The following is a 24710-nucleotide window of genomic DNA, read 5'->3' as shown; positions in this document are numbered from 1 at the left end:
AGCATATCCTTTCAGACGCCCCTTTGCGTAATGTTTACGAGCAATTGAAGGGGGAAAAAGCAATGGAAAAAGTAGAAGTGTACCGTCCAAAGCACCATGTCCGATTTGTAACAGCATCCAGCTTATTTGATGGTCATGATGCATCGATTAATATTATGCGCCGCATTTTACAAGCAAGCGGAGTAGAGGTTATTCATTTAGGGCATAATCGCTCCGTTGAAGAGGTTGTCAATGCCGCAATTCAAGAGGATGCACAAGGCATCGCCATTTCCAGCTATCAAGGCGGTCATATGGAGTATTTTAAATATATGTATGATCTTTTACGTGAAAAAGGTGCACCCCATATTAAAATTTATGGCGGTGGTGGTGGTGTTATTTTGCCACGTGAAATTAAAGAGCTACATGAATACGGTATCGCAGGTATTTTCTCACCAGAAGATGGGCGACAGCTCGGTTTACAGGGGATGATTAATCGTCAAATTGAGGGAACAGATTTTTCAACAATACAAGGCGACTTTTTAGCAAAGCTAGAGCAGCTGTCTACAAATACACCTGAAATCTTGGCGAATTTAATTACAGCAGCGGAAATTGGTGGGGATGATGTTCAACCTTTGTTAGAAGAAGCGCGGGCAAAATCGAAGCATACACCTGTGCTTGGTATTACAGGAACAGGTGGTGCCGGGAAATCTTCCTTAACAGATGAGCTAATTCGCCGTTTCTTACAGGAGTTTCCTGACAAAAAAATTGCGATTATTTCAGTTGACCCAACGAAGCAAAAAACAGGTGGTGCATTATTAGGTGACCGTATTCGTATGAATGCCATTTTCAATAATCGCGTCTATATGCGCAGCTTAGCAACACGTGGTTCGCATACAGAGCTATCTGCGTCGATTGGTGATGTGCTTGATGTAGTAAAGGTGGCTGGTTATGACTTAATCGTTGTTGAGACGAGCGGTATCGGTCAAGGGGATGCGGAAATTACGAAGCATACGGATTTCTCGATGTATGTAATGACAAGTGAATTCGGCGCACCAACGCAGCTAGAAAAAATTGATATGATTGATTATGCGGATATTATTGCGATTAATAAATTCGAGCGTAAAGGCTCTGAGGATGCATTACGTCAAGTGCAAAAGCAATACCAGCGCTCACGCGAATTGTGGACAGCCAATTTAGATGATATGCCTGTTTACGGCACGATTGCGAGCCAATTCAATGATAAAGGGACAAACTCTTTATTTGCAGCTCTTGTTAAAACAATTAACGAGAAGTTTGAGCTAGACTGGGCAACATCGTATGAGCAATCCATTAAAACGCAAAAGCAGGATGTTATTATTCCAAATGACCGCCGCTATTACTTACGTGAAATTACAGATACGGTGCGTGGCTATCATAAAAAGGCGCAGCAGCAAGTCGACTTCGCGCGCAAATTATATCAGCTTGAAGGCACGAAGCAGCAATTGCCTGCAACAGAGGAAGCCTTGCTTGCTTCGATTGATACGCTAATAGAAAGCGTTAAAAATGAGTTATCAGCTGAATCAAAGCGCATTTTAGCTAACTGGGCAGCCTTAAAAGAAGCGTATGCGGGCGAGGAGCTTGTGACGAAAGTGCGCGATAAGGAAATTCGCACAATTTTGCGTACGACATCGTTAGCAGGTACAAAAATTCCGAAGGTGGCATTGCCACGCTTTGTGGATTACGGTGAAATTTTACGCTGGGTTTATGCAGAAAATGTACCAGGGGAATTCCCATATACAGCAGGGGTATTCCCATTCAAACGGGAAGGCGAGGACCCGAAGCGCCAATTTGCGGGTGAAGGAACGCCAGAGCGCACGAATAAACGCTTCCACTACCTATCGAAGGACGATGATGCAAAGCGTTTATCTACAGCGTTTGACTCAGTGACATTATACGGAGAAGACCCACATACTCGCCCAGATATTTATGGGAAAGTTGGGGAGTCGGGTGTCAGTATTTGTACGTTAGACGATATGAAAAAGCTGTATGCTGGCTTTGATTTATGTGCACCTTCTACCTCTGTATCGATGACGATTAACGGGCCAGCACCAATCATTTTAGCAATGTTTATGAACACAGCAATTGACCAGCAAGTAAAAGCTCGTGAAGAGGAGTTAGGGCGCACATTAAGCGTAGAGGAATTTACCGAAGTACGTGCAAAAACGCTGCAAGTTGTACGTGGCACAGTGCAGGCAGATATTTTAAAAGAAGACCAAGGGCAAAATACATGTATTTTCTCAACGGAATTTGCGCTGCGCATGATGGGCGATATTCAACAATATTTCATTGACCATAAAGTGCGTAACTACTATTCTGTATCCATTTCAGGCTATCATATTGCGGAGGCTGGAGCTAACCCGATTTCGCAGCTTGCCTTTACATTAGCAAACGGCTTTACCTATGTGGAATATTATTTAAGCCGTGGTATGCATATCGATGATTTTGCGCCGAATTTAAGCTTCTTCTTCTCGAATGGCTTAGACCCTGAATATACGGTAATCGGACGTGTAGCACGCCGTATTTGGGCAATCGTTATGCGTGATAAATACGGTGCGAATGATCGCTCGCAAAAGCTGAAATATCATATTCAAACATCTGGGCGTAGCTTGCATGCACAGGAAATTGATTTTAATGATATTCGTACAACATTACAGGCTTTAATGGCATTGCAGGATAATTGTAATTCATTGCATACAAATGCCTATGACGAAGCAATTACAACGCCAACAGAGGAATCTGTGCGCCGTGCGATGGCGATTCAAATGATTATTACGAAGGAGCATGGCTTGTCAAAAAATGAAAATCCGCTGCAAGGTGCCTTTATTATTGAGGAATTAACGGACTTAGTGGAGCAAGCTGTTCTAGAGGAGTTTGATCGTATGAATGACCGTGGCGGTGTGCTAGGTGCAATGGAAACGCAATATCAGCGCGGTAGAATTCAAGAGGAATCGATGTATTATGAGCATTTGAAGCATTCAGGTGAGCTACCGATTATCGGTGTGAACACATATTTAAATCCAAATCCGCCATCAGCGGAGCAAATTGACAGTATGGAAATTGCGCGTGCAACGCAGGAAGAAAAGGATTTACAAATTACCAACTTACAAGCATTCCAAACACGTCATGCAACGCAAGCTGAGGCAGCAATTCAACGCTTAAAGCAAGCAGCTGTAACAGGCGGCAATATTTTTGCAGAATTAATGGAAACAGTGAAGGTAGCAAGCTTAGGGCAAATTACCAAGGCATTATATGAAGTAGGCGGGCAATACCGTCGTAATATGTAAGATAGATAGGCTGCTTGGAAAGATATAGACTTTTCAAGCAGTTTCTTTCGTGAAAAATTTTTGCAAAATACAAGCGAAATAATATATACCAATGCAAAAATTGCAGTATACTTAATAGTGCGTATTATACAACAAGGTGAGGTGGCAAAATGAAAAGCTTTCTAACATTGATGGTTATTTTAACAGGCTTATTCGCCACTTTTATGCTGTATAATAGACAAATGGCTTCGATTCCTTTACTTCTACTATCAGCATTTCTCTTTTATATCGGTGCAAAAGAGGTTGCAAAAATAAAAAACAGGAAATGATGCTAGCATAGTAGGGCTATGTTTGTATATAATGGTTATCATGATTTAACTTTACACGTAAAAAGAAAGGACGTGCGCAATTTTGAACCTTCGTGAAATGACAAAGGAACAACTAGCAGAAGAGTCGTTAATCGACTTAGCATACGCAATTTTAGAGGAAAGAAAATCACCGCTTTTATTCGCCGACTTATTAAAAGAAATTCAATCTTTCAATGGCTTATCTGATGAAGCATTACAAGGCTATTTAGTACAATTTTATACAGATATGAACATAGATGGTCGCTTTCTATTGAACCATGAAAATGGCTGGGGTCTACGCATTTGGTATAAAATTGAAACAATTGAAGAAGAAACTGCACCAACAGTTAAAGTACGCAAGAAAAAATCGAAACTAGTTGAAGATGAAGAAGAGCTAGAAGATCTTGATGAAGATGATATCGGCTTTGAAGAAGACTTCGAGGAATTCGTAGAAGATGACGAAGAAATTGAAGAAGAGCTAATCGACTTTGATACAGAAGAAATTGAAGATATCGATGAAGAGATTGATGAGGATTTAATAGAGGAAGATGATGAATTCCTTATCGATGAAGAAGAAGAGCTAGAAGAAGAAGAGGAAGAAATCGAGGAGTAATATCGCCTTCGACATTAATTGAATGAACATAAGCAAAAACTCTTGACTTCTTTTCCGCTTCCGTTTAATCTTTTAATTGGGCTCCTTAAAAAAGGAGATTGACCGTATACGTAACACGCTCCCCCTGCAAAATATACTGCAGGTGGAGCGTTTTTTGTTGTTGATTTACCCAGCAAAACTTGTAGTGTGAACCAAGTTTTTTATATTTTGAAGGAGGAATACAAGATGACAAAGTATATTTTCGTAACAGGTGGCGTTGTATCTTCACTAGGTAAGGGGATTGTTGCTGCATCACTAGGTCGCATATTAAAAAACCGTGGATTAGAAGTAACAATTCAAAAGTTTGATCCATATTTAAATATCGATCCAGGTACGATGAGCCCATACCAGCATGGTGAGGTTTTCGTAACAGATGATGGCGCAGAGGCAGATTTAGACTTAGGTCACTATGAGCGCTTTATTGATATAAACCTTGGCAAACACTCAACAGTTACCTCAGGTAAAGTGTATCAATCTGTTTTAAACAAAGAACGTCGTGGCGATTATAACGGTGGAACAGTTCAAGTAATTCCTCATGTAACAAATGAAATTAAAGACCGCATTCAACGTGCTGGTCGTGAAACGTCTGCGGATGTTGTTATTACTGAAATTGGCGGTACAGTAGGAGATTTCGAATCACTATCATTTTTAGAAGCGATTCGCCAAATGCGCCGTGATTTAGGGCATGAAAATGTGATGTATATCCATTGTACATTAATGCCTTATATTAAAGCGGCTGGGGAAATGAAAACAAAGCCAACTCAACACTCTGTAAAAGAATTGCGTTCATTAGGTATTCAACCGAATATTATCGTATTGCGTACAGAGCAGCCTGTACCACAGGAAATGAAGGATAAAATTGCGCTATTCTGTGATGTTCGCTCAACGGATATTATTGAATCACGCGATGCAGAGCATTTATATGAAGTGCCACTAAACTTGCTTGCACAAGGCTTTGACCAAATCGTTTTAGATCATTTTGGCATTAAAGCACCAAAAGCGGATATGGAAGATTGGAAAGAGCTTGTCCATAAAGTGAAAAACTTAGAAAACAAAACACGCATTGCTCTAGTAGGGAAATATGTAGAGCTACAGGACGCTTATATTTCTGTTGTAGAGGCATTGAAGCATGCAGGCTATGTTTACAATTCAGATATCGAAATTGATTGGGTAAACGCTGAAAATGTAACAGCTGAAAATGTGGAAGAGCTATTAAACCAAGCAGATGGCATTTTAGTACCAGGTGGCTTTGGCGATCGTGGTATTGAAGGGAAAATTGAAGCAATTCGCTATGCGCGTGAAAATAATGTACCATTCTTAGGTATTTGCTTAGGTATGCAGCTTGCGACAATTGAATTTGCTCGCAATGTGATGGGGCTAGAAGGCGCACATTCAACAGAATTAGATAATGGCACAAAATATCCAATTATTGACTTCTTACCAGATCAATCAGAGGATACAGATTTAGGTGGTACACTACGTTTAGGCTTATATCCATGTAAGCTAAAAGAGGGCTCAGTAGCACGTTCGGCATACAGCGGTGAAGAGTTAGTGTACGAGCGTCACCGCCACCGCTATGAATTTAATAATGAGTTCCGTGAAGCAATGGAGGCAGAAGGCTTAGTATTCTCAGGCGTTTCACCTGACAATAAACTAGTGGAAGTTATCGAGCTACCAGAGAAGAAATTCTTCGTAGCTGCACAGTTCCACCCAGAGCTAATTTCACGCCCACAACGTCCACAACCATTATTCCGTGAGTTTGTTGGTGCCGCATTCAATAAATAAATAGGAAAACGGCAGTTTGGTAAGCTCTCCAAACTGCCGTTTTTGATTACCCAAAAGGTGATTGAATTTCCTCATCGTCATCCTCGTCTAAAACGAGCATTTCATCGTAGGACAGCTTAATTGCTTCATAGACATAAAGAGCAGCTAATAAAGATGGCATCACAATACGGGTACCAAGCTTTGTAGGATGTGGCAAAATGGGATTGCGTAAGTTTAGAGAAACATAGGTGTAAGCAAGCTCACTCAGCTGGTTGTCATTGCTAGCTTGCTCGCAAGCAATTGCTGCAAAAGGAATAAATGCATCATAAAGCTGTTGTGCTAATTCAAGGGCATCTGAATTATTAGCATGACGTGTAAAAATGCAGACGCGATCCGTTTCTGTCAGAAGTGTATCTGCTGTCCATAGTGCTACCTTTGCCATTGGCTCTGCTGACAACAGCGCATTTTGAGCAATGCCTTGCATTTCATCAAAGCATGCAAAATACACTGTACCTTGCCCAATAGCAGCCTGTGCTAATAGACGCGCAGTTTCCTCAATCGCATCCTCTTCATTTTGTTGAATCTTTTGCAGGACACCTGTTAATTGTGTTGTTAATATTTTTGACATAAAAAACACCTCATTGATATTAAAATAAAATATAATATAAATATATTCATTATATTGAATGAAAAAGTATACGTTAGGAGAATAAGATGTTACAAACAATTGCAAAAAACATTAAATATTATAGAAAGAAAATGGGTTATACACAAGCTCAATTAGCAAAAGGAATATGCACACAAGCTATGATTAGCAACTTTGAAAAGGGTGGCAGTTCGCCATCGAGCGTTGTGATGCACCAAATTGCTGAAAAATTAGGCGTACCAATCGAAAACTTCTTTCATGATGTACATTCTACACCAGTTCAGTCAAATTCAGAAGTTGAAAAGCTTGTGCGAAAATTAGTACATCAACGAGATTATGAATCAGTTTCTTATATTATTATGAATGAATTGCACAATAAAAGCATGCTTTCCTCAAAAGAGCGTAAATTTTTGAAGTGGAATGAGGGGATTTGTGCATATTTTCTAGAAAAAAATAGCACCAAATCTATTCAAATTTTTAAATCTCTTTTACCATCAGAGGGAAAAGTAGAGGAAGCATTGGATATTGAAATTATGAGCAGTCTAGCTGTAGTTTATTTTGAGAGGGAAGAATATGATACATCGCTTCATTATTATGAACTTTGTACTTCAAATTTTGCACAAAATCATATAAATGATCGTTTGAAAATTAAAATTCTACATGGAAAATCAAGAACGCTAGCATATAAAGAAGATATCAAAGATGCGTTACTTTGCTGTAAACAGGCGATTAAGCTTTGCTTAGAAAATGAAACATTATATAGATTAGGCGAGTTATTATTTCAAGCAGCCCGTTTATCCATTTTAGAAAAAGCATTTACTGATGCTGAAATTTATATTCGACAAGCAACAAGTCTTTTTGAGCTTCAAAATAAAATTGATTATATTAGAATTACAGAACAATTAAAGGAGCAATTACAAAAAGATCTATAAAATATATTATGAATTTTAAAAAAATATTGATTTATCTTTTGGTTTGTAATAAATTACTAATAAAAGGGGGTGTTACGATGAAAAAGTTTTTGGCTAATTTAGTTGTATGCTGTATCATTCTTTTATCAGTTGGTGTTTATCAAGCACCAGCAGAAACAGTCTCACCTGTTAGTGAAATATCGTTAAATGTGGGAGCACAAGTCTTCTCAGGGAAACTCCCAGATTTACCAAGCCTACCTTAAAAGGAGTACTGCTATGAAAAAGTTTGTAGTTAATTTATTTGTAGGTTGCGTGATTTTATTATCAGTTGGAAGTTATCAAGCACAGGCGGAAACAGTCTCACCTGTTAGTGAAATATCGTTAAATGTAGGAGTACAAGTCTTCTCAGAATCCTTACCAGATTTACCGAGCAGACCTTAGATGATGTGCTAAATATAAAAGCTTTTAATCTAAGATAGTTGAAGGCTATAAAATGTGAGAAGAATTAATCTTCACTGTAAGGGAGTACAATTCTTCTCAGAGCAACTCTCAGGTTTACCAAGCATCCATTAATCTATGGATTCATAACTCAATGCTACTGGTGACATATCCATCTTTATTTAGCAACTGTTCAAGTGTATGCACTGAATGTTTACTCATTCATAAAAAATAAAGAAGTGTGTTATAAATATATTAATTGCTGTGGAAGGTGAAATTAATATTACGATAAGGTGACCAGTAGCATCCAAAAAACCTTTATCACTTATGATTAGATGAGTTTTTTATTTACATACAATTTTACCCACTTGAAGCACACAAATAGGAGATATCCGAAATGACAAACATATTAATAGTAGACGATCAACATGGCATTCGATTATTGCTAAATGAGGTTTTTAAAAAAGAAGGGTATGAAACCTTTTTAGCATCAAATGGCATGGAAGCATTAGACATATTCAAAAATGAAAAAATTGATTGCATCTTGCTTGATATGAAAATTCCAGGGATGAACGGTATTGAAATATTGCGTGAGCTACGAACACTAAGCGACGAAATAAATGTTGTGATGATGACAGCATATGGCGAGCAAACGCTCATTGATGAAGCATTTGCGCTAGGTGCAACAAAATATTTTACAAAACCGTTTAATATTTTTGAAGTGCGAGATGCAGTGAATGAAATACTAAGTGGTGGTAAAAGCGAAGGTGTTTGAAATAACTTTTCAGACACCTTCATTTTTGTTATGATAGAGACGTGCAATATTTGGACGAAGTGAAAGCTTGTCTAAAATGAAATTAAAGGCTTTTCCCTGCTAGATGTCTAGCAGAGCCATAAATAAGCAATAACCAACAACTGTCCGAGGAGGATTTAAATCATGGCATTAGTTTCAATGAAAGAGATGTTAATTAAAGCAAAAGCAGAAGGTTACGCAGTAGGGCAATTCAATATTAATAACTTAGAGTTCACACAAGCGATTTTACAAGCAGCACAAGAGGAAAATTCACCAGTTATTTTAGGTGTATCTGAAGGCGCTGGTAAATATATGGGTGGCTTCATTGCAGTTGTTCATATGGTAAAAGGTTTAATCGAATCATATAAAATTACAGTACCTGTAGCGATTCACTTAGACCACGGCTCAAGCTTTGAAAAATGTAAAGAAGCAATCGATGCAGGCTTTACTTCTGTTATGATTGATGCTTCTCACCACCCATTTGACGAGAATGTTAGCATTACGAAGCAAGTTGTAGAATACGCACATGCAAATGGTGTGTCTGTAGAAGCAGAACTTGGTACAGTTGGTGGAGAAGAGGATGGCGTAATCGGTGGTATTATGTACGCAGATCCAGCAGAATGTAAGCGTCTTGTAGAAGCAACAAATATTGATTGCTTAGCGCCAGCATTAGGTTCAGTGCATGGTCCATACCAAGGTGAGCCAAACTTAGGATTTGCTGAAATGGAGGAAATTTCTAAATTAGCAGACCTTCCATTAGTATTACATGGTGGAACAGGTATCCCAACAAAAGATATTCAACGCTCTATCTCATTAGGTACAGCGAAAATTAACGTAAATACAGAAAACCAAATTTCGGCAACAAAAGCAATTCGTGAAGTGCTAGCAAATGATACGAAAGTATATGACCCACGTAAATATTTAGCACCTGCACGTGAGGCGATTAAAGCAACAGTTATTGGGAAAATTCGTGAATTTGGTAGCAATCAAAAAGCATAAAATCACAGTTCAATCAGTGGGTGGGGATTCACCTCCCACTGATTGTTAGCTTTCATCCATTATTGAAGGTCAGTGTATGTGAGGGAGAAGTGTCACAACGGCCTTCTCTTCATTTTTGAATTAATATGAAATCGTAATTTTAGGAGGATTTTTTAGCATGAAATTTTTTATTGATACAGCAAACTTTGATGAAATTAAGGAAGCATACTCTTGGGGGATTTTATCTGGCGTAACAACGAATCCATCACTTGTAGCAAAAGAGCCAGGTGTAAACTTCCATGATCGCTTAAAGGAAATTGCACAACTTGTTGATGGCTCGGTTTCAGGTGAGGTTATTTCTTTAGATGCTGAAGGTATGATTAAAGAAGGGGAAGAGCTAGCTGCAATTCATCCGAATATTACAGTGAAGCTACCTATGACACCAGAAGGCTTAAAAGCATGTAAGCATTTCTCAGAAAAAGGGATTAAAACAAACGTTACATTAATTTTCAGTGCGAACCAAGCTTTAATGGCAGCTCGCGCAGGCGCTACTTACGTTTCTCCATTCCTTGGACGTTTAGATGATATCGGCCATAATGGCGTAGAGTTAATTTCTACAATTGCAGATATTTTCACAATTCACGATATTAAAACAGAAATCATTGCTGCATCAATCCGTCACCCACAACATATTACAGACGCAGCTCTAGCTGGTGCTCATATTTCAACAACACCATTTAACGTATTACAGCAATTATTTAACCATCCATTAACAGCAAAAGGAATCGAAGGTTTTTTAGCGGACTGGTCAAAGCGCCAAGGACAATAATGAGCCATTCTTTTTAAGGGAGAATCGTTATGGATGTTTATAAAATTACAGGACAACGACGTTTAAAAGGTACAGTGAAAGTTAGTGGAGCCAAAAATAGTGCGGTTGCTTTAATTCCAGCATCAATCCTAGCGAATTCTTCCGTAACAATTGAAGGAATCCCAGCGATTTCTGACGCATGGACATTAAAAGCTTTACTAGAGGAAATTGGTGGAGAAGTGTCATTTGAAGACGGGCAAATGACAATTGATCCAAGTAAAATGACGGCAATGCCTATGCCAAATGGCAATGTCAAAAAGCTACGTGCCTCTTATTACATGATGGGCGCAATGCTAGGTCGCTTTAAAAAAGCTGTTATCGGCTTACCAGGAGGCTGTTTTTTAGGTCCGCGTCCAATCGACCAGCATATTAAAGGCTTTGAAGCATTGGGGGCGACTGTGACGAATGAGCATGGCGCGATTTATTTACGCGCGGATGAGCTAATCGGTGCGAAAATTTATTTAGATGTTGCAAGCGTAGGTGCAACAATTAATATTATGCTTGCTGCTGTGCGTGCAAAAGGGCGCACGGTGATTGAAAATGCGGCAAAAGAACCTGAAATTATCGATGTTGCGACATTATTGACGAATATGGGGGCAAAAATTAAAGGTGCTGGTACGAGCGTTATTCGTATTGACGGTGTAGAGGAATTACACGGGACGAAGCACACCATTATTCCTGATCGTATTGAAGCCTCAACATTTATGATTATGGCCTCTGCTATTGGCGATGGTGTCACAATCGACAATGTGATTCCACTCCATGTAGAGTCATTAGTAGCGAAATTGCGAGAAATGGGCGTTAAAATAGAGACTGGGGAGGAAAGTATTTTTATACCGAAGCAAACGACAGATTTAACAGCGGTCGATATAAAAACACTTGTTTATCCTGGTATTGCTACAGACATTCAACAGCCACTATCAGTTTTGCTAACGCAAGCAGTTGGCTCGTCGAAAGTAACGGATACAATATACTCTGCAAGATTCAAGCATATTGATGAGCTACGTAGAATGAATGCCAACGCAAAGGTAGAAGGAAACACAGCAATTATTCAAGGGCCTACACAACTGCAAGGCTCAACGGTAACTGCGACAGATTTGCGCGCAGGTGCAGCATTAGTATTAGCAGGCTTAATTGCAGAAGGTGAAACAGAAATTCACGACATTTACCATATCGAGCGAGGCTACGGTGGCTTGATTGAAAAACTTTGTGCACTTGGAGCGGAAATTCGCCGTGAAACCATTGTACATACAAGCAAATAACAATCAATGATTTAGAAAAATATGCAAGTATGATAGCAGGAGGATAAGGAAACATGGAACGCAGTTTATCAATGGAAGTAGTACGAGTAACAGAAACAGCAGCGATTGCATCTGCAAAATGGATGGGGCGAGGCGAAAAGGTCGCTGCCGATGATGCAGCTACAACAGCGATGCGTACAATGTTTGACACAATTCCGATGCATGCGACTGTTGTAATCGGGGAAGGCGAGATGGACGAAGCGCCGATGCTTTATATTGGTGAAGAGCTAGGCTTGCGTAACGGTGGTCCAGAAGTAGATATCGCTGTAGACCCATTAGAAGGTACAAACATCGTTGCAAAGGGTGCTAATGGTGCAATGACTGTATTAGCCATTGCAGACCGTGGCAACTTATTAAATGCACCAGACATGTATATGGATAAAATTGCTGTCGGTCCAGAAGCGGCAGGCAAAGTTGATATTAATGCCTCTGTCACATACAACTTGCTACAAGTTGCCAAGGCAAAAAATAAAGATATTTCCGACGTTGTAGCCACATTGCTAGATCGTCCACGTCACCAAGCGATTGTTGATGAAATTCGCGAAGCAGGTGCACGCATTAAATTCATTCAAGATGGAGATGTCGGTGCAGCAATTAATACAGCGTTTGATGAAACAGGTATCGATATAATGTTCGGTATCGGTGGCGCACCAGAGGGTGTTATTTCAGCGGTTGCTTTAAAATGCCTAGGTGGCGACTTCCAAGCGAAGCTCGTACCTGAAGATGAGGAGCAGCTAGAACGTTGTAATAAAATGGGGATTGACGTGAATAAAGTATTATATATGGATGACTTAGTAAAAGGTGATGATGCAATTTTTGCAGCAACCGCTGTAACAGATTGTGAGCTTTTACGAGGTGTTCAATATAAAGGTGCGTATGCATTAACACATTCCGTTGTAATGCGTGCAAAATCAGGTACTGTACGATTCATTGAAGGTCGTCACAGCATCGAAAAAAAACCAACGTATTAAGCTTCTATAAAGTAGGGCTGAAGCGAATCGGCCCTACTCTTCTTAAGAAAGTCGACTAATCAATGATGATTAGCTTCAACGATTCTCCAATAAGTAAAATTTAAAAAGACTGGGGTCATCATATGGCATCACTTACAATTGCGCAATTAGAAAATATGACTTTAAAAGAGCTTTATGCTCTTGCGCGAGATTACAAAATTTCTTATTATAGCAAATTAACAAAAAAAGAATTAATTTTTGCGATTTTAAAAACACGCTCTGAACAAGAAGGCTTCTTCTTTATGGAAGGCGTACTTGAAATCGTTTCACAGGAAGGCTTTGGATTTTTACGTCCAATCAACTACTCTCCTTCTAAAGAAGATATTTATATTTCTGCCTCTCAAATTCGTCGCTTTGATTTACGAAATGGAGACAAAGTTTCAGGTAAGGTGCGTCCACCAAAAGAAAATGAACGCTATTATGGCTTATTGCAAGTAGACGCAGTGAATGGGGAAGACCCTGAAGTGGCAAAGGAGCGTGTGCATTTCCCGGCATTAACACCGCTCTATCCAGATCGCCATATTAAGCTTGAAACAACTTCTAAAAAGCTCTCTACACGTATCATGGATTTAATTGCACCTGTTGGCTTTGGTCAACGTGGTTTAATCGTTGCACCACCAAAAGCAGGGAAAACATCTTTACTTAAAGAAATCGCCAATGCCATTACAACAAATTATCCAGAGGCAGAACTTATCGTTCTATTAATTGATGAGCGTCCAGAGGAAGTAACGGATATTGAGCGCTCTGTCAAAGCAGATGTTGTTTCTTCTACATTTGATGAAGTACCTGAAAATCATGTCAAAGTAGCAGAAATCGTATTGGAACGCGCACGTCGCCTAGTAGAGCATAAACGTGATGTCATTATTTTAATGGATTCTATTACTCGTTTAGCACGTGCCTATAACTTAGTTATCCCACCAAGTGGCCGTACATTATCTGGTGGTATTGACCCAGCGGCATTCCACCGTCCAAAGCGCTTTTTTGGTTCGGCACGTAATATTGAAGAAGGTGGTAGCTTAACCATTTTAGCGACAGCCTTAGTTGATACAGGAAGCCGTATGGATGAAGTAATTTATGAGGAATTTAAAGGAACAGGGAACTTGGAGCTACATTTAGATCGTAGCTTAGCAGAGCGCCGTATTTTCCCTGCACTTGATATTCGTCGTTCAGGTACGCGTAAGGAAGAATTGCTTATCCCGAAAGAGCAGCTTGAAAAATTATGGGCAATTCGCAAAACATTTAGCGATGCACCAGACTTCGCTGAAAAATTTTTACGCAAGCTCCGCACAACGGAATCCAATGAGGAATTTTTCGAGAAACTCAACCAAGATATGAAAAAAGCAACGAACGGTAAAGGGTTGCTATAATCAAATAACAGGGGGCGTCCCAATCGGACGCCCCCGTTTTTTTATTCGCCATGTATAAATCGAGGAATTCTGCTAAGCATACATGGCAGCACGCTGACATGGTCTTCTTCAGAAAATATGACATACTGTGTGTCGATTTGTTTAGTAAGTTGTTTCGTATATTCAGCAACTTGATTAGCGCCTTCCAGCATATCAGGTAATTCATTAGCACCGATTGTAAGCAATAGCTGGATGGGCTGGCTGCCTTGTGATGTTTCGGCAAAGGAAGCTAGCTTGTTCAATAAATCATTGTCTCCCCACCAAACAGAAGGGCTACCAGCGACAATATGGCTAAATAAATGTGGTCTTGCGTATAAAGTATAAAGTGTAAATAGCCCGCCTAATGAATGACCTGCAATCGCCTGTTTGTTCAGGTTAATAGGCCATTCCTCTGCTACAGAGGGCATTAGCTCCTGCTCAAGAAAATCCAGAAAATCGTCAGCATGCCCATTTGCTGGCCATGCTGAACCATCTGGGCGAGGGGCTAGCTGATTTTCATGAACCTGTGGTGTGAAATCATAAAACCGACGTTCGAAATCAAAGGGCTCTCGGGACGGGTAGCTAATGCCAATAACAATAATTGGCTCATAGCCCTTTGGCTTGCGTGTTTGCAATTTGACGGCTTCTGCCAGCGTCGCAAAAAGTGCATCTCCATCTAGTACATAGACAACTGCGTAGCCCTCTGCTGGTGGCTCATCGGTTGGAGTAGCAATTAAAATCCGATAGTCTAGTTGTTTCTCAGAGGTCATCGCATATTCAAAGTAATTATTGGACATATAAGCTGTTGTCATCAGTTTTGTCATGGCACTAAATACTCCAATACATCGTCAATTACCTTTTCATGTGCATGAAGCCCGCCGTTTAGCCAATGGTCATCCGAAGTTTCATACACTTGTCCATTTTTGAATGCTGCTGTACTTTGCCAAATAGGGCTATCTTTGAGCTCTTTTAAAAATTCATCCCCTAAATTGCCATCGTTAATTAAGAAAATATAGTCAGCATCTAGCTCAGGTAAAATTTCTAATGAAACCTCGAAAGCTCCATTTTTCACGAAATCGCTTAAAGTAAAGCCTAGCTCATGTGTTAACACATAGCCGCTAAATAAAATAGCTAGCACTTAAGCCAGCAATTTCCGCTAAATATTCAATGGATAAGGGCTGGTGATGGTGCTGAATCATATATTGTCGAACATCTTTTAATGATATTGGCGTTGCCATATTGCAGAATCACCTCTTATTTGGGAAAATGAATTTAAATGAAAATTATTCTCAATTAATCGTATTGTATAAAAATTAATGAAGTATTTCAATGCTAGATAGCAATACAAGGGGGCAACGTCATGGATTATAAAACGCATATGCTGTTATGGGAGAATGCCTATGTAAAAATAAAGAAGATGGAGTATGTCAGCAATTCAGTAAAAGCTAGTAAGCGCGTTATGCCACACAGTGCTTTTCTTATTATTGTAAACGGGGAGATGGAGCTTTGTATTAATCAAATTCCATATCATATAACACGTTTTAGTATATTCCACATAGGGAAATCAGAGCAACTGCAATATAAAGCAGCAAGCACTGTAAGCTATTATATGATTTATTATCAAGGTGATGTGATGTATGTGGATGCCTTACTTCAGCATTTATATATAAAGTGTAGGCCTTTTCATACAACCTTTTCATGTATACCAAATAATCCAGTGGCAATTGAATCTTTAGTACAAAATATGTATAGCAAATGGCAGGAGGACTCCTCTCCAAATCATTTATTTGTCAAAGGAAGCTTTTATGAATTAGTTGCGCAAATTTTTCAGGAGCTAGCAACAGGAAAAGCTATAGTGCATGAGGTGGATTTAGCCGAGAGCGCTAAAATATATATAGAAAAAAATATAAATCAGCAAATAACAGTACAAAAGCTAGCTGATTTTTTAAATATTAGTACGCGTCATTTGCTGCGTATTTTTAAAGAGCGTTATGGAGAGGGACCGCAAAATTACTTACAGCAATATCGTTTGATGCTAGCACAGAAGTATTTGCAAGGTACCTCTTTAAGCATTAAAGAAATTTCATTGGCAATTGGCTATGAGGATGAATATTACTTTAGCCGAATGTTTAAAAAACAGCTACATATAACACCGAGTGAATACAGACTGAAATATCCAGTTAATATGTCCGATAAGTCTATTAATAATGAGAATCATTTTCAATATAATGAGAGTCAGCTTATGCAAGCTAAATTATTTGAGAATGGGAGCAATACGTTCATGTTAAAAAAATTAGCAACACCATTTTTATTCAGCTTAATTTTACTGTTAGCTGCCTGCGGAGCAGATGCAACAGAAAAATCAGAAGATACAGCGAAGGAAGAAGCGACAACAAGAGTAATTACAGATGATGCAGGGCGTGAAGTAGAAATACCAATTAAGCCAGAGCGAGTTGTGACAGATTGGTATTTAGGGCAAATGCTTGCGTTGGATGTTGTGCCAGTTGGTGCCGTTGTAGCGAATTTAGATTATGCCGCTTTTTTAAAGCAATATTATAAAGAGGGAGAAATTACGAATATCGGGACAGATGGCAGTGCTTCATTAGAAAAAATATTAGAGCTAAAGCCAGATTTAATTATTACATGGAATGCAGAGGATGTAGAAAAGTTTGAAAAAATTGCACCGACAATTGTCTTTTCTGAATCAGCACATCAATCGGCGGTAGATGAAGTGAAGGCAATGGGGGAATATTTAGGTCGCCAAGCTGAAGCAGAAAAGTTTGCGCAGGACTTTGAAAAGCGTATAGCAGCTGCTCGTGAAAAAATTTATGCGGCTATTCCTAAAGATGCAACATTTACGATTTTTGATGTATTTGAGAAAAATGCCACAGTTGTAGCGAATAATAGCGTATCGGGTGGACGTGCATTGTATCAAGTATTGGGCATGAAGCCACAGGAAAAAGTACAGGAGTTATTTGATACGAAGGAATCAAATAATGGTCGTTATGATATTTCCTACGAGGTAGTGGGTGACTATGTAGGAGATTACGTCTTTGTCATTAATTTCTTCAATCCAGAGGAGAATTTCCCTGCAACTTGGACGAATTTAGATGTAGTGAAAAATAATAAAACGCTTAATCTAGCGCCAGAATATTATTTTGCTTCTGACCCGCTTTCTGCATTGCATCAAGCAGAGGAAATGGCAGAAACGATTGTGCAAGCAGCAAAATCAGCGCAATAAAGTGAATGTAGTAGGGCTGTTCTGTATTAGGACAGCCCTTTAGCTTGATGAAAATAACATTGCATAAAATAAGAGAAATATAGTATAGTTGATAACGATAATCATTATCAATAAAATGTGTTTTACAACAAGGAGGTTGCATCGGTGCTATTAAAGCGATTTTTCTCTTACTACAAGCCTTATAAAGGGCTATTTATACTTGATTTTTCATGTGCCATTTTAGTTGCACTTATTGAGTTAGCTTTTCCACTAGTTTTAAACAAGGTCATTGATGATATTTTACCTGATGGTGAATTGAAATGGATTTTAATGGTCAGTCTATTGTTATTTGGCTTATATATTTTAAATTCAATTTTCCATTTCATCGTTTCTTATTGGGGACATATGCTTGGAATTAATATTGAAACAGATATGCGTAAAGAAGCGTTTAGCCATGTACAAAAGCTATCGTTCCGCTATTTTGATAATAATAAAACAGGGCATCTTGTGTCGCGCTTAACAAATGACTTAATGGATATTGGAGAGCTTGCACATCATGGACCAGAGGATTTGTTCATTGCAGTCATGACGATTATTGGAGCATTTAGTGTCATGTTTTATATTGATCCTACCTTCACGATTTTAATATTCGTCCTTGTACCAATTATTTTAGTTTTGACAATTATTTTCGGAAAGCTAATGTCAAAAGCCTTTACCAGAATGTTCGGGGATATCGCAGATTTTAATGCACGTGTAGAGAATAACGTAAGCGGTATTCGTGTCGTACAAGCTTTCACAAATGAAGCACATGAAATTCAACGCTTTAAAGTAAATAATGAGCGATTCCGCATGACGAAGCTATTTTCTTATAAGGTAATGGCTTGGAATGAGGCGATTTCAGGTATTTTAACAAAAGTATTATCACTGTTCACACTGTTTTTAGGTGCATATTACGTTTTAAATGGTCATTTAACGAGCGGTGAGTTTGTCGCATTTATTTTACTGTCAGGCATTCTATTAAACCCCATTCATAAAATTAATATGTTTATTGAAAGCTATCCAAAAGGGATGGCAGGCTTTAAACGCTATATTGATTTTATTGAAACAGAGCCTGAAATTGCAGATCGTGTAAATGCGAAAGAGGTTAATCATGTAGAAGGTGAAGTTATTTTTGATAATGTTTCGTTTGGCTATACAGAGGATAAGCGAGCATTACAGAATATTAATTTGACGGTTCGACCTGGTGAAACAGTTGCACTTGTTGGACCATCAGGAGCAGGGAAGTCGACAATTTGTAGCTTATTGCCACGTTTTTATGAGGTGAATGAGGGCTCAATTAAAATCGATGGTATCGATATTCGTGATATTAAGCTGCATTCCTTACGTTCACATATTGGCATTGTACAGCAGGATGTTTTCTTATTTGATGGTACCATTCGTGAAAATATTGCCTATGGAAATTTAAATGCAAGCGAGGAAGACATATGGCATGCGGCAAAGCGTGCACAGCTTGAAGAAGTTATTCGTGCACTGCCAGAAGGGATGGATACGCTTATTGGGGAGCGTGGTGTCAAGCTCTCTGGTGGTCAAAAGCAGCGCTTATCGATTGCGCGTATTTTCTTGAAAAACCCTAAAATTCTTATTTTAGATGAAGCAACATCTGCCCTAGATACAGAAACAGAAAAAGCAATTCAGGAAGCATTAAATGAGCTAGCGGTAGGGCGCACAACATTAGTTATTGCACACCGACTTGCTACGATTAAAGATGCAGACCGCATTGTCGTTGTATCGAAAAAAGGTATTGTGGAAGAAGGCACACATGAGGAATTAATGAATAGTCAAAAAGTCTATTATGGTTTGTATACGGCACAATTTGGTTTACAGCTATAAAGCATAGGATTGTCTGACAAATGGTGTATTAAATCGCCTGTCAGATAATCCTTCAATGTAGAACAAATAGTAAAGGAGTTAATAACGATGACAGTCATTGAAATAGAGCATGTTGCAGTCGGTTACTCTTCAACGCGCATTGTAAATGATTTAAGTGTCAAAATACCGAAAGGAAAAATTTCTACAATTATCGGTCCAAATGGCTGTGGCAAGTCAACGTTACTGAAGGCTGTAGCACGCATACTTAGAGCACAGGATGGCGCAATTTATTTGGATGGCAAAGCCATCTACCAATTAAAAACGAAAGAGGTTGCGAAAAGAATGGCTATTTTGCCTCAAACCGCAACAGCTCCAAACGGCTTAACAGTTTTTGAACTCGTATCCTATGGTCGCTTCCCGCATCAAACAGGCTTCGGGACACTCCAGAAAGAAGACTATGAATATATTCATTGGGCAATTGATGTCACAGGTTTACGTGAATTTTGTGATCGACCGATTGAAGCTTTATCGGGTGGGCAACGTCAGCGCGTGTGGATTGCAATGGCATTGGCACAAGGGACAGATATTCTTGTGTTAGATGAGCCAACAACCTATTTAGATTTAGCGCATCAGCTCGATATTCTTTTGTTATTGCAAAAGCTTAATGAAGAGGAAGGGCGTACCATTGTCATGGTTTTACATGACTTAAACCATGCCTCGCGCTTTTCTCATTTTATGGTGGCAATGAGAGACGGTGATTTAATTGTCAATGGTCACCCAAATGAAGTGATGACAAGGGAAAATCTACAAAAGGTTTTTCAAATTGATGCAGAAATGACCGTATGCCCTTATAGCCATAATCCAATTTGTCTGTCCTATCAATTGTATAAAAAACAGTAGAAATGAGAACAATCAATGGATTGTTTTAAGGAGGAAGCACATGGCTACGTCAGCCGAAAGGCTTGAAAAATTACAGGAGCTACAAAGACGTTCTTATCCAATTCGTGCAATTGTAGCAATCGTTGTAGGAATTATAGGTTTAGTGTTTGCAATTGGTTTATCTATATCTTTTGGTGCCGCAGATATTTCATTAGGTATGGTTTGGCAGGCTGTTTTTAATTTTTCCTCTGAATTAACAGAGCATCAAATTATTCGTGAAATTCGCTTGCCACGTGTACTAGGGGCAGCGTTAGTAGGGTCCGCTTTTGCGGTGGCAGGGGCTATTATGCAAGGAATGACACGCAATCCTTTAGCTGATTCGGGGTTACTAGGCTTAAATGCAGGAGCCGCATTTATGTTAGCTGTCTGCTTTGCCTTTTTCCCAGGTCTATCTTATATGTACTTAATTATGTGGTCCTTTGCAGGAGCGGGACTTGGCGTGGTCATTGTCTACGGCATTGGTTCACTATCTAAAGGTGGCTTAACGCCTATGCGTTTAGTGTTAGCAGGAGCGGCAGTTAGCGCACTCTTAGGTGCATTAGGAGAAGGCATCGCATTACATTATCGAATAGGGCAAGATTTAGCATTTTGGTATGCTGGCGGCGTTTCAGGTACAAAATGGAGCCATCTGCAAATTTTATCTCCATGGCTGCTAGCTGCGATGATAGGTGCACTGATTCTATCGCGTTCGATTACACTGCTTAGCTTAGGTGAGGAGATAGCGATTGGGCTTGGGCAACGTACAGGTGTCATTAAAATATGGGGAATGATTATTGTTTTAATTTTAGCAGGAGCTGCTGTTTCGGTAGTGGGAGCGGTAGGCTTTGTCGGGTTGATTGTACCACATTTAACAAGATACATAGTTGGACATGATTATCGCTGGATTATTTCCTGTTCTTTAGTGTATGGCGCATTGCTTGTCGTGTTAGCGGACTTTATTGCACGCAATATCAATCCTCCATACGAAGCGCCAATTGGAGCGTTGATTGCCTTTATCGGAGTTCCATTCTTCCTATATTTAGCTCGTAAAGGAGGAAAAGAGCTGTGAATAATCGCTTCTTAACAGCAAACCAACAAAAGATGAAAAGAAAAAACTTTATCATTTTAGGAACTTTAGTTGTACTTATTTTAATTACTTTTGTCATTAGCATGAACACAGGTGTTATTAAGCTGACACCGCTGGAAGTAATTCGCACATTGTTTGGGCAAGGTGATGCTCAACAGCAATTAATTTTATTTGAATTCAGACTACCGCGCATTGTGATAGCAGTTTTAGTAGGAATGGGCTTAGCCGTTTCAGGAGCTGTTTTACAAGGCATTTCAAGAAATGCCTTAGCAGACCCGGGTATTTTAGGGATTAATGCAGGGGCGGGACTAGCAGTTATGCTGTTTATTTCCTTTTTTCCATCAACAAAGGCTGCACCAGTATACTTGCTACCAGTATTAGCTTTTATAGGCTCTGGCTTAACAGCGATTATTATTTATACGTTGTCCTATAAACGTCATGAGGGGATTACACCGATGCGCCTTATTTTAACAGGGGTTGCAGTAGCAGCGGGAATTAGCTCAGCAATGATTGTTTTAACACTGCGATTAACGCCGGAAAATTATCAATTTGTTGCAACATGGCTGGCGGGGAGCATTTGGGGCTCAAATTGGCGCTTTGTTCTATCTTTACTGCCTTGGCTCATCGTCTTACTACCATTTGTCTATGCCAAATCTCACGTATTAAATATTTTAAATTTAGGTGAAATAACGGCAGTAGGTTTAGGTGCTTCCATTGAAAAAGAGCGTCGATGGCTACTAGCAGCATCTGTTGGACTAGCGGGTGCAAGTGTTTCAGTAAGCGGGGGTATCGGATTTGTTGGGTTAGTTGCACCGCATTTAGCGCGTCAGCTTGTTGGAGCAAAGCATCAATTTTTACTGCCTGCTTCGGCACTCTTAGGTGGGTTATTAGTGTTACTTGCGGATACGATTGGTCGTTCAATTTTAGAGCCATCTGAAATTCCAGCGGGCATTGTTGTCGCTGTTTTAGGTGCACCATATTTTCTGTATTTATTGGCTCGTTTAAAGGAATAAAACTACAAGAAATGGGGAGTTTAGTATATGACGCAAGAAATGTATGATGTAACGATTGTTGGCGGTGGACCAGCAGGGCTGTTTACCGCATTTTATAGTGGAATGCGCGATTTAAAAACAAAAATTATTGAGTGCAGTGACCAATTAGGTGGGCGTGTATTAATTTTCCCCGAAAAAATGATTTGGGATATTGGTGGAATGCCACCGATTTTAGGTGGACAGTTAATTAAACAATTAGTTGAGCAGGCGAAAACATTCAACCCAACGATTGTGCTTAATCAAAAAGTAGAACATTTACAAAGGCAAGCGGATGGTACATTTATTTTAACTTCTGCCACAGGTGAAAAGCATTACTCAAAGACAGTTATTTTAGCTGTTGGCTATGGTGTACTGTCATTGCAAAAGCTTGAAATAGAAGGGGCAGATAAATACGAGGTAACAAATTTACATTATACCGTGCAGGAGCTTGAAGTGTTTCGAAATAAACATGTGCTCATTTCAGGTGGAGGGAATTCGGCTGTCGATTGGGCCAATGAATTAGCACCGATTGCTTCAAGTGTGACCGTTGTACATCGACGAGATGAGTTCGGTGGGCATGAACGAAATGTTGCGATGATGCGTGAAACAGCAAATGTAAAAACGCCATATGAAGTTGTGCAGCTTCATGGAGATGGCGATTTAATTCAAGCTGTTTCGATTGCACATAAGGAAACAGGAGAAATTGAGCGACTTGAGATCGATGCTGTTGTTGTTAGCCATGGCTTGAAATGCGATTATGGAGCACTTGAAAAATGGGGCTTACATATTGAGGATAGCAATGCCATTGTCGATGAGAAGCGCGCAACAAATATTGAAGGCATATATGGAGCAGGTGATTTTGTTAGTCATCCAAGCAAGGTACACTATATAGCAGGCGCATTTGCTGATGCGATTTTAGCATTAAATAGTGCGAAGCTATATATAGAGCCAGATGCGCCGAAAGCAGCCTATGTTTCATCACATAATATCCGTTTTAAGGAGCTTAATAAAAGTATTGGTTTAGAGGATAACGACTACCGTGAGGTGCGCAGTTAAAATTTTTCACTTGAAATTACTCGAAAATCTATGCTATAATCCATAGGTATGCAACGTGCACATATGTAGCCGACATATTCGGGCTATGTAAGGTGCAGTTCGATAATACTCTGTTCCAGATGGTTCAGGGCGAGAGGAGAAAACGAATATGAAACAAGGAATTCACCCAGATTACAAAACTGCAACAGTAACTTGCTCTTGCGGTAACTCATTCCAAACTGGTTCTGTAAAAGAATCAATCGTTGTCGAGTTCTGTAACGAATGTCACCCATTCTACACAGGTCGTCAAAAATTCGCGTCTGCTGACGGACGTGTTGATCGTTTCAACAAAAAATACGGTCTTAACAAATAATATTTTGAAGATGCCTGCCAGGTTTTTGTCTGGCAGGCATTTTTTGAGAGATAAAATGATTATTAGGTGGAGGAGAAAATGGCGCAATTATTTTTTAAACATGGTGCGATGAACAGCGGAAAATCGATTGAGATTTTAAAAGTGGCTCATAATTATGAGGAGCAAAATAAACCGGTGCTTATTTTTACGTCTGGTCTTGATACGCGTGACGAAGTAGGTGTTGTATCAAGCCGTATCGGTTTACGAAGCCCTGCTATTGCTGTTTTTAATGACACAAACATTTATGAACACGTAAAAAAACAGGATGTAAAGCCATATTGTATATTAATCGACGAAGTGCAATTTTTAACGAAGGAACATGTGTTACAGTTAACGCAAATTGTTGATGAATTAAATATCCCTGTTATGGGCTTTGGCTTAAAAAATGATTTTCAAAACGAATTATTTGAAGGCAGCCGTTACATGCTGATTTATGCAGATAAAATTGAAGAAATGAAAACAATTTGCTGGTTCTGCCATAAAAAAGCGACGATGAATTTGCGCGTGGATGATAATGGCAAACCTGTTTACACAGGCGACCAAATTCAAATTGGCGGCAATGACTCCTACTATCCAGTATGCAGAAAATGCCATAGCAACCCACCACTTTAAAAATGTAGCAAGAGCCACATAATTTCTTTATACTTAGTAAAGATAAAGTGAAACTTCAATCAGTGGGTTTTCCTCATCCCCCACTGATTGTTAGTTGAACCAATCGGGCTTTTACGGACAGTTATCGCCCACCTATCCTTTTTGTTTTTCTC

General features: G+C 39.3%; 23 protein-coding genes and 1 pseudogene. 21 read left to right on the top strand and 3 right to left on the bottom strand.

From position 1 onward, the window contains the following. Positions 1–62: 62 nt before the first annotated feature. The 4 genes from icmF to M3Z76_RS04650 all read left to right on the top strand — a co-directional run bounded on the left by icmF (position 63) and on the right by M3Z76_RS04650 (position 6065). Positions 63–3302 (top strand): fused isobutyryl-CoA mutase/GTPase IcmF, encoded by a 3240-nt coding sequence (gene icmF, locus M3Z76_RS04665; protein WP_293921456.1) that lies wholly within the window; start codon positions 63–65, stop codon positions 3300–3302. Between the two features lie 149 nt (positions 3303–3451). Beyond that, positions 3452–3610 (top strand): hypothetical protein, encoded by a 159-nt coding sequence (locus M3Z76_RS04660; protein WP_293921457.1) that lies wholly within the window; start codon positions 3452–3454, stop codon positions 3608–3610. Positions 3611–3692: 82 nt separating this feature from the next. After that, the gene (rpoE, locus tag M3Z76_RS04655; RefSeq protein ID WP_293921459.1) at positions 3693–4241 is read left to right on the top strand and encodes a DNA-directed RNA polymerase subunit delta; all 549 of its coding nucleotides are present in this window, start codon (positions 3693–3695) and stop codon (positions 4239–4241) included. A gap of 225 nt (positions 4242–4466) precedes the next feature. Continuing rightward, positions 4467–6065, top strand: coding sequence for a CTP synthase (locus tag M3Z76_RS04650; protein WP_293921461.1), 1599 nt, complete (start codon positions 4467–4469; stop codon positions 6063–6065). 46 nt (positions 6066–6111) lie between these two features. Here M3Z76_RS04650 and M3Z76_RS04645 read toward each other — a convergent pair whose 3' ends face one another. Continuing rightward, the gene (locus M3Z76_RS04645; RefSeq protein ID WP_293921463.1) at positions 6112–6672 is read right to left on the bottom strand and encodes a DUF2529 family protein; all 561 of its coding nucleotides are present in this window, start codon (positions 6670–6672) and stop codon (positions 6112–6114) included. An 86-nt stretch (positions 6673–6758) separates the two neighbouring features. Between M3Z76_RS04645 and M3Z76_RS04640 the strand changes: the two genes are divergently transcribed. The 9 genes from M3Z76_RS04640 to rho all read left to right on the top strand — a co-directional run bounded on the left by M3Z76_RS04640 (position 6759) and on the right by rho (position 14356). Next, positions 6759–7622: a helix-turn-helix domain-containing protein gene (locus M3Z76_RS04640; protein WP_293921465.1), complete on the top strand. Its 864-nt coding sequence runs from the start codon at positions 6759–6761 to the stop codon at positions 7620–7622. A 77-nt stretch (positions 7623–7699) separates the two neighbouring features. Further along, complete coding sequence (locus tag M3Z76_RS04635; RefSeq protein WP_293921467.1) at positions 7700–7864, top strand: hypothetical protein; 165 nt, start codon at positions 7700–7702, stop codon at positions 7862–7864. Between the two features lie 13 nt (positions 7865–7877). Next, complete coding sequence (locus tag M3Z76_RS04630; RefSeq protein ID WP_293921469.1) at positions 7878–8042, top strand: hypothetical protein; 165 nt, start codon at positions 7878–7880, stop codon at positions 8040–8042. A gap of 394 nt (positions 8043–8436) precedes the next feature. After that, the gene (locus tag M3Z76_RS04625) at positions 8437–8814 is read left to right on the top strand and encodes a response regulator (RefSeq protein ID WP_293921471.1); all 378 of its coding nucleotides are present in this window, start codon (positions 8437–8439) and stop codon (positions 8812–8814) included. Between the two features lie 162 nt (positions 8815–8976). Continuing rightward, positions 8977–9831, top strand: coding sequence for a class II fructose-bisphosphate aldolase (locus tag M3Z76_RS04620; RefSeq protein ID WP_293921473.1), 855 nt, complete (start codon positions 8977–8979; stop codon positions 9829–9831). A 157-nt stretch (positions 9832–9988) separates the two neighbouring features. Continuing rightward, positions 9989–10639, top strand: coding sequence for a fructose-6-phosphate aldolase (gene fsa, locus M3Z76_RS04615; protein ID WP_293921475.1), 651 nt, complete (start codon positions 9989–9991; stop codon positions 10637–10639). A gap of 29 nt (positions 10640–10668) precedes the next feature. After that, the gene (locus M3Z76_RS04610; RefSeq protein ID WP_293921477.1) at positions 10669–11940 is read left to right on the top strand and encodes a UDP-N-acetylglucosamine 1-carboxyvinyltransferase; all 1272 of its coding nucleotides are present in this window, start codon (positions 10669–10671) and stop codon (positions 11938–11940) included. Positions 11941–11993: 53 nt separating this feature from the next. Further along, positions 11994–12950, top strand: coding sequence for a class II fructose-bisphosphatase (gene glpX, locus M3Z76_RS04605; protein ID WP_293921479.1), 957 nt, complete (start codon positions 11994–11996; stop codon positions 12948–12950). A gap of 122 nt (positions 12951–13072) precedes the next feature. Further along, a complete protein-coding gene (gene rho, locus M3Z76_RS04600; RefSeq protein ID WP_293921481.1) occupies positions 13073–14356 on the top strand; it encodes a transcription termination factor Rho in 1284 nt (427 codons plus the stop codon). A gap of 41 nt (positions 14357–14397) precedes the next feature. Here the strand turns inward: rho and M3Z76_RS04595 are convergent, their stop codons facing one another. Both M3Z76_RS04595 and M3Z76_RS04590 read right to left on the bottom strand, forming a co-directional pair. Further along, a complete protein-coding gene (locus M3Z76_RS04595) occupies positions 14398–15198 on the bottom strand; it encodes an alpha/beta hydrolase (protein ID WP_293921482.1) in 801 nt (266 codons plus the stop codon). Beyond that, positions 15195–15497: pseudogene (locus M3Z76_RS04590) on the bottom strand (ABC transporter substrate-binding protein); the annotation flags it as partial. The gene M3Z76_RS04595 and the pseudogene M3Z76_RS04590, both read right to left, overlap by 4 nt. A 237-nt stretch (positions 15498–15734) precedes the next feature. On the opposite strand from M3Z76_RS04590, the gene M3Z76_RS04585 reads away from it, so the two are divergent. From M3Z76_RS04585 to M3Z76_RS04550, 8 genes are all read left to right on the top strand, one after another. Continuing rightward, a complete protein-coding gene (locus tag M3Z76_RS04585) occupies positions 15735–17615 on the top strand; it encodes a helix-turn-helix domain-containing protein (protein ID WP_293921485.1) in 1881 nt (626 codons plus the stop codon). A gap of 144 nt (positions 17616–17759) precedes the next feature. After that, complete coding sequence (locus M3Z76_RS04580; protein WP_293921486.1) at positions 17760–19484, top strand: ABC transporter ATP-binding protein; 1725 nt, start codon at positions 17760–17762, stop codon at positions 19482–19484. 87 nt (positions 19485–19571) lie between these two features. Further along, the gene (locus tag M3Z76_RS04575) at positions 19572–20363 is read left to right on the top strand and encodes an ABC transporter ATP-binding protein (RefSeq protein ID WP_293921488.1); all 792 of its coding nucleotides are present in this window, start codon (positions 19572–19574) and stop codon (positions 20361–20363) included. A 40-nt stretch (positions 20364–20403) separates the two neighbouring features. After that, the gene (locus tag M3Z76_RS04570; RefSeq protein ID WP_293921490.1) at positions 20404–21450 is read left to right on the top strand and encodes a FecCD family ABC transporter permease; all 1047 of its coding nucleotides are present in this window, start codon (positions 20404–20406) and stop codon (positions 21448–21450) included. Beyond that, complete coding sequence (locus M3Z76_RS04565; protein WP_293921491.1) at positions 21447–22481, top strand: FecCD family ABC transporter permease; 1035 nt, start codon at positions 21447–21449, stop codon at positions 22479–22481. Before M3Z76_RS04570 ends, M3Z76_RS04565 begins: the two co-directional genes overlap by 4 nt. A 27-nt stretch (positions 22482–22508) precedes the next feature. Beyond that, positions 22509–23555, top strand: coding sequence for an NAD(P)/FAD-dependent oxidoreductase (locus M3Z76_RS04560; protein ID WP_293921492.1), 1047 nt, complete (start codon positions 22509–22511; stop codon positions 23553–23555). 148 nt (positions 23556–23703) lie between these two features. After that, positions 23704–23907, top strand: coding sequence for a 50S ribosomal protein L31 (gene rpmE / locus M3Z76_RS04555; RefSeq protein WP_042470850.1), 204 nt, complete (start codon positions 23704–23706; stop codon positions 23905–23907). A 78-nt stretch (positions 23908–23985) separates the two neighbouring features. Then, positions 23986–24558, top strand: coding sequence for a thymidine kinase (locus M3Z76_RS04550; RefSeq protein WP_293921495.1), 573 nt, complete (start codon positions 23986–23988; stop codon positions 24556–24558). Positions 24559–24710: the final 152 nt, after the last annotated feature.

Origin of the sequence: Metasolibacillus sp. (assembly GCF_025291715.1) — a bacterium.
Taxonomy (GTDB): domain Bacteria; phylum Bacillota; class Bacilli; order Bacillales_A; family Planococcaceae; genus Metasolibacillus; species Metasolibacillus louembei.
Note: the sequence above shows the minus strand (reverse complement) of the source record. Positions and strands in the feature narration are given on the sequence as shown.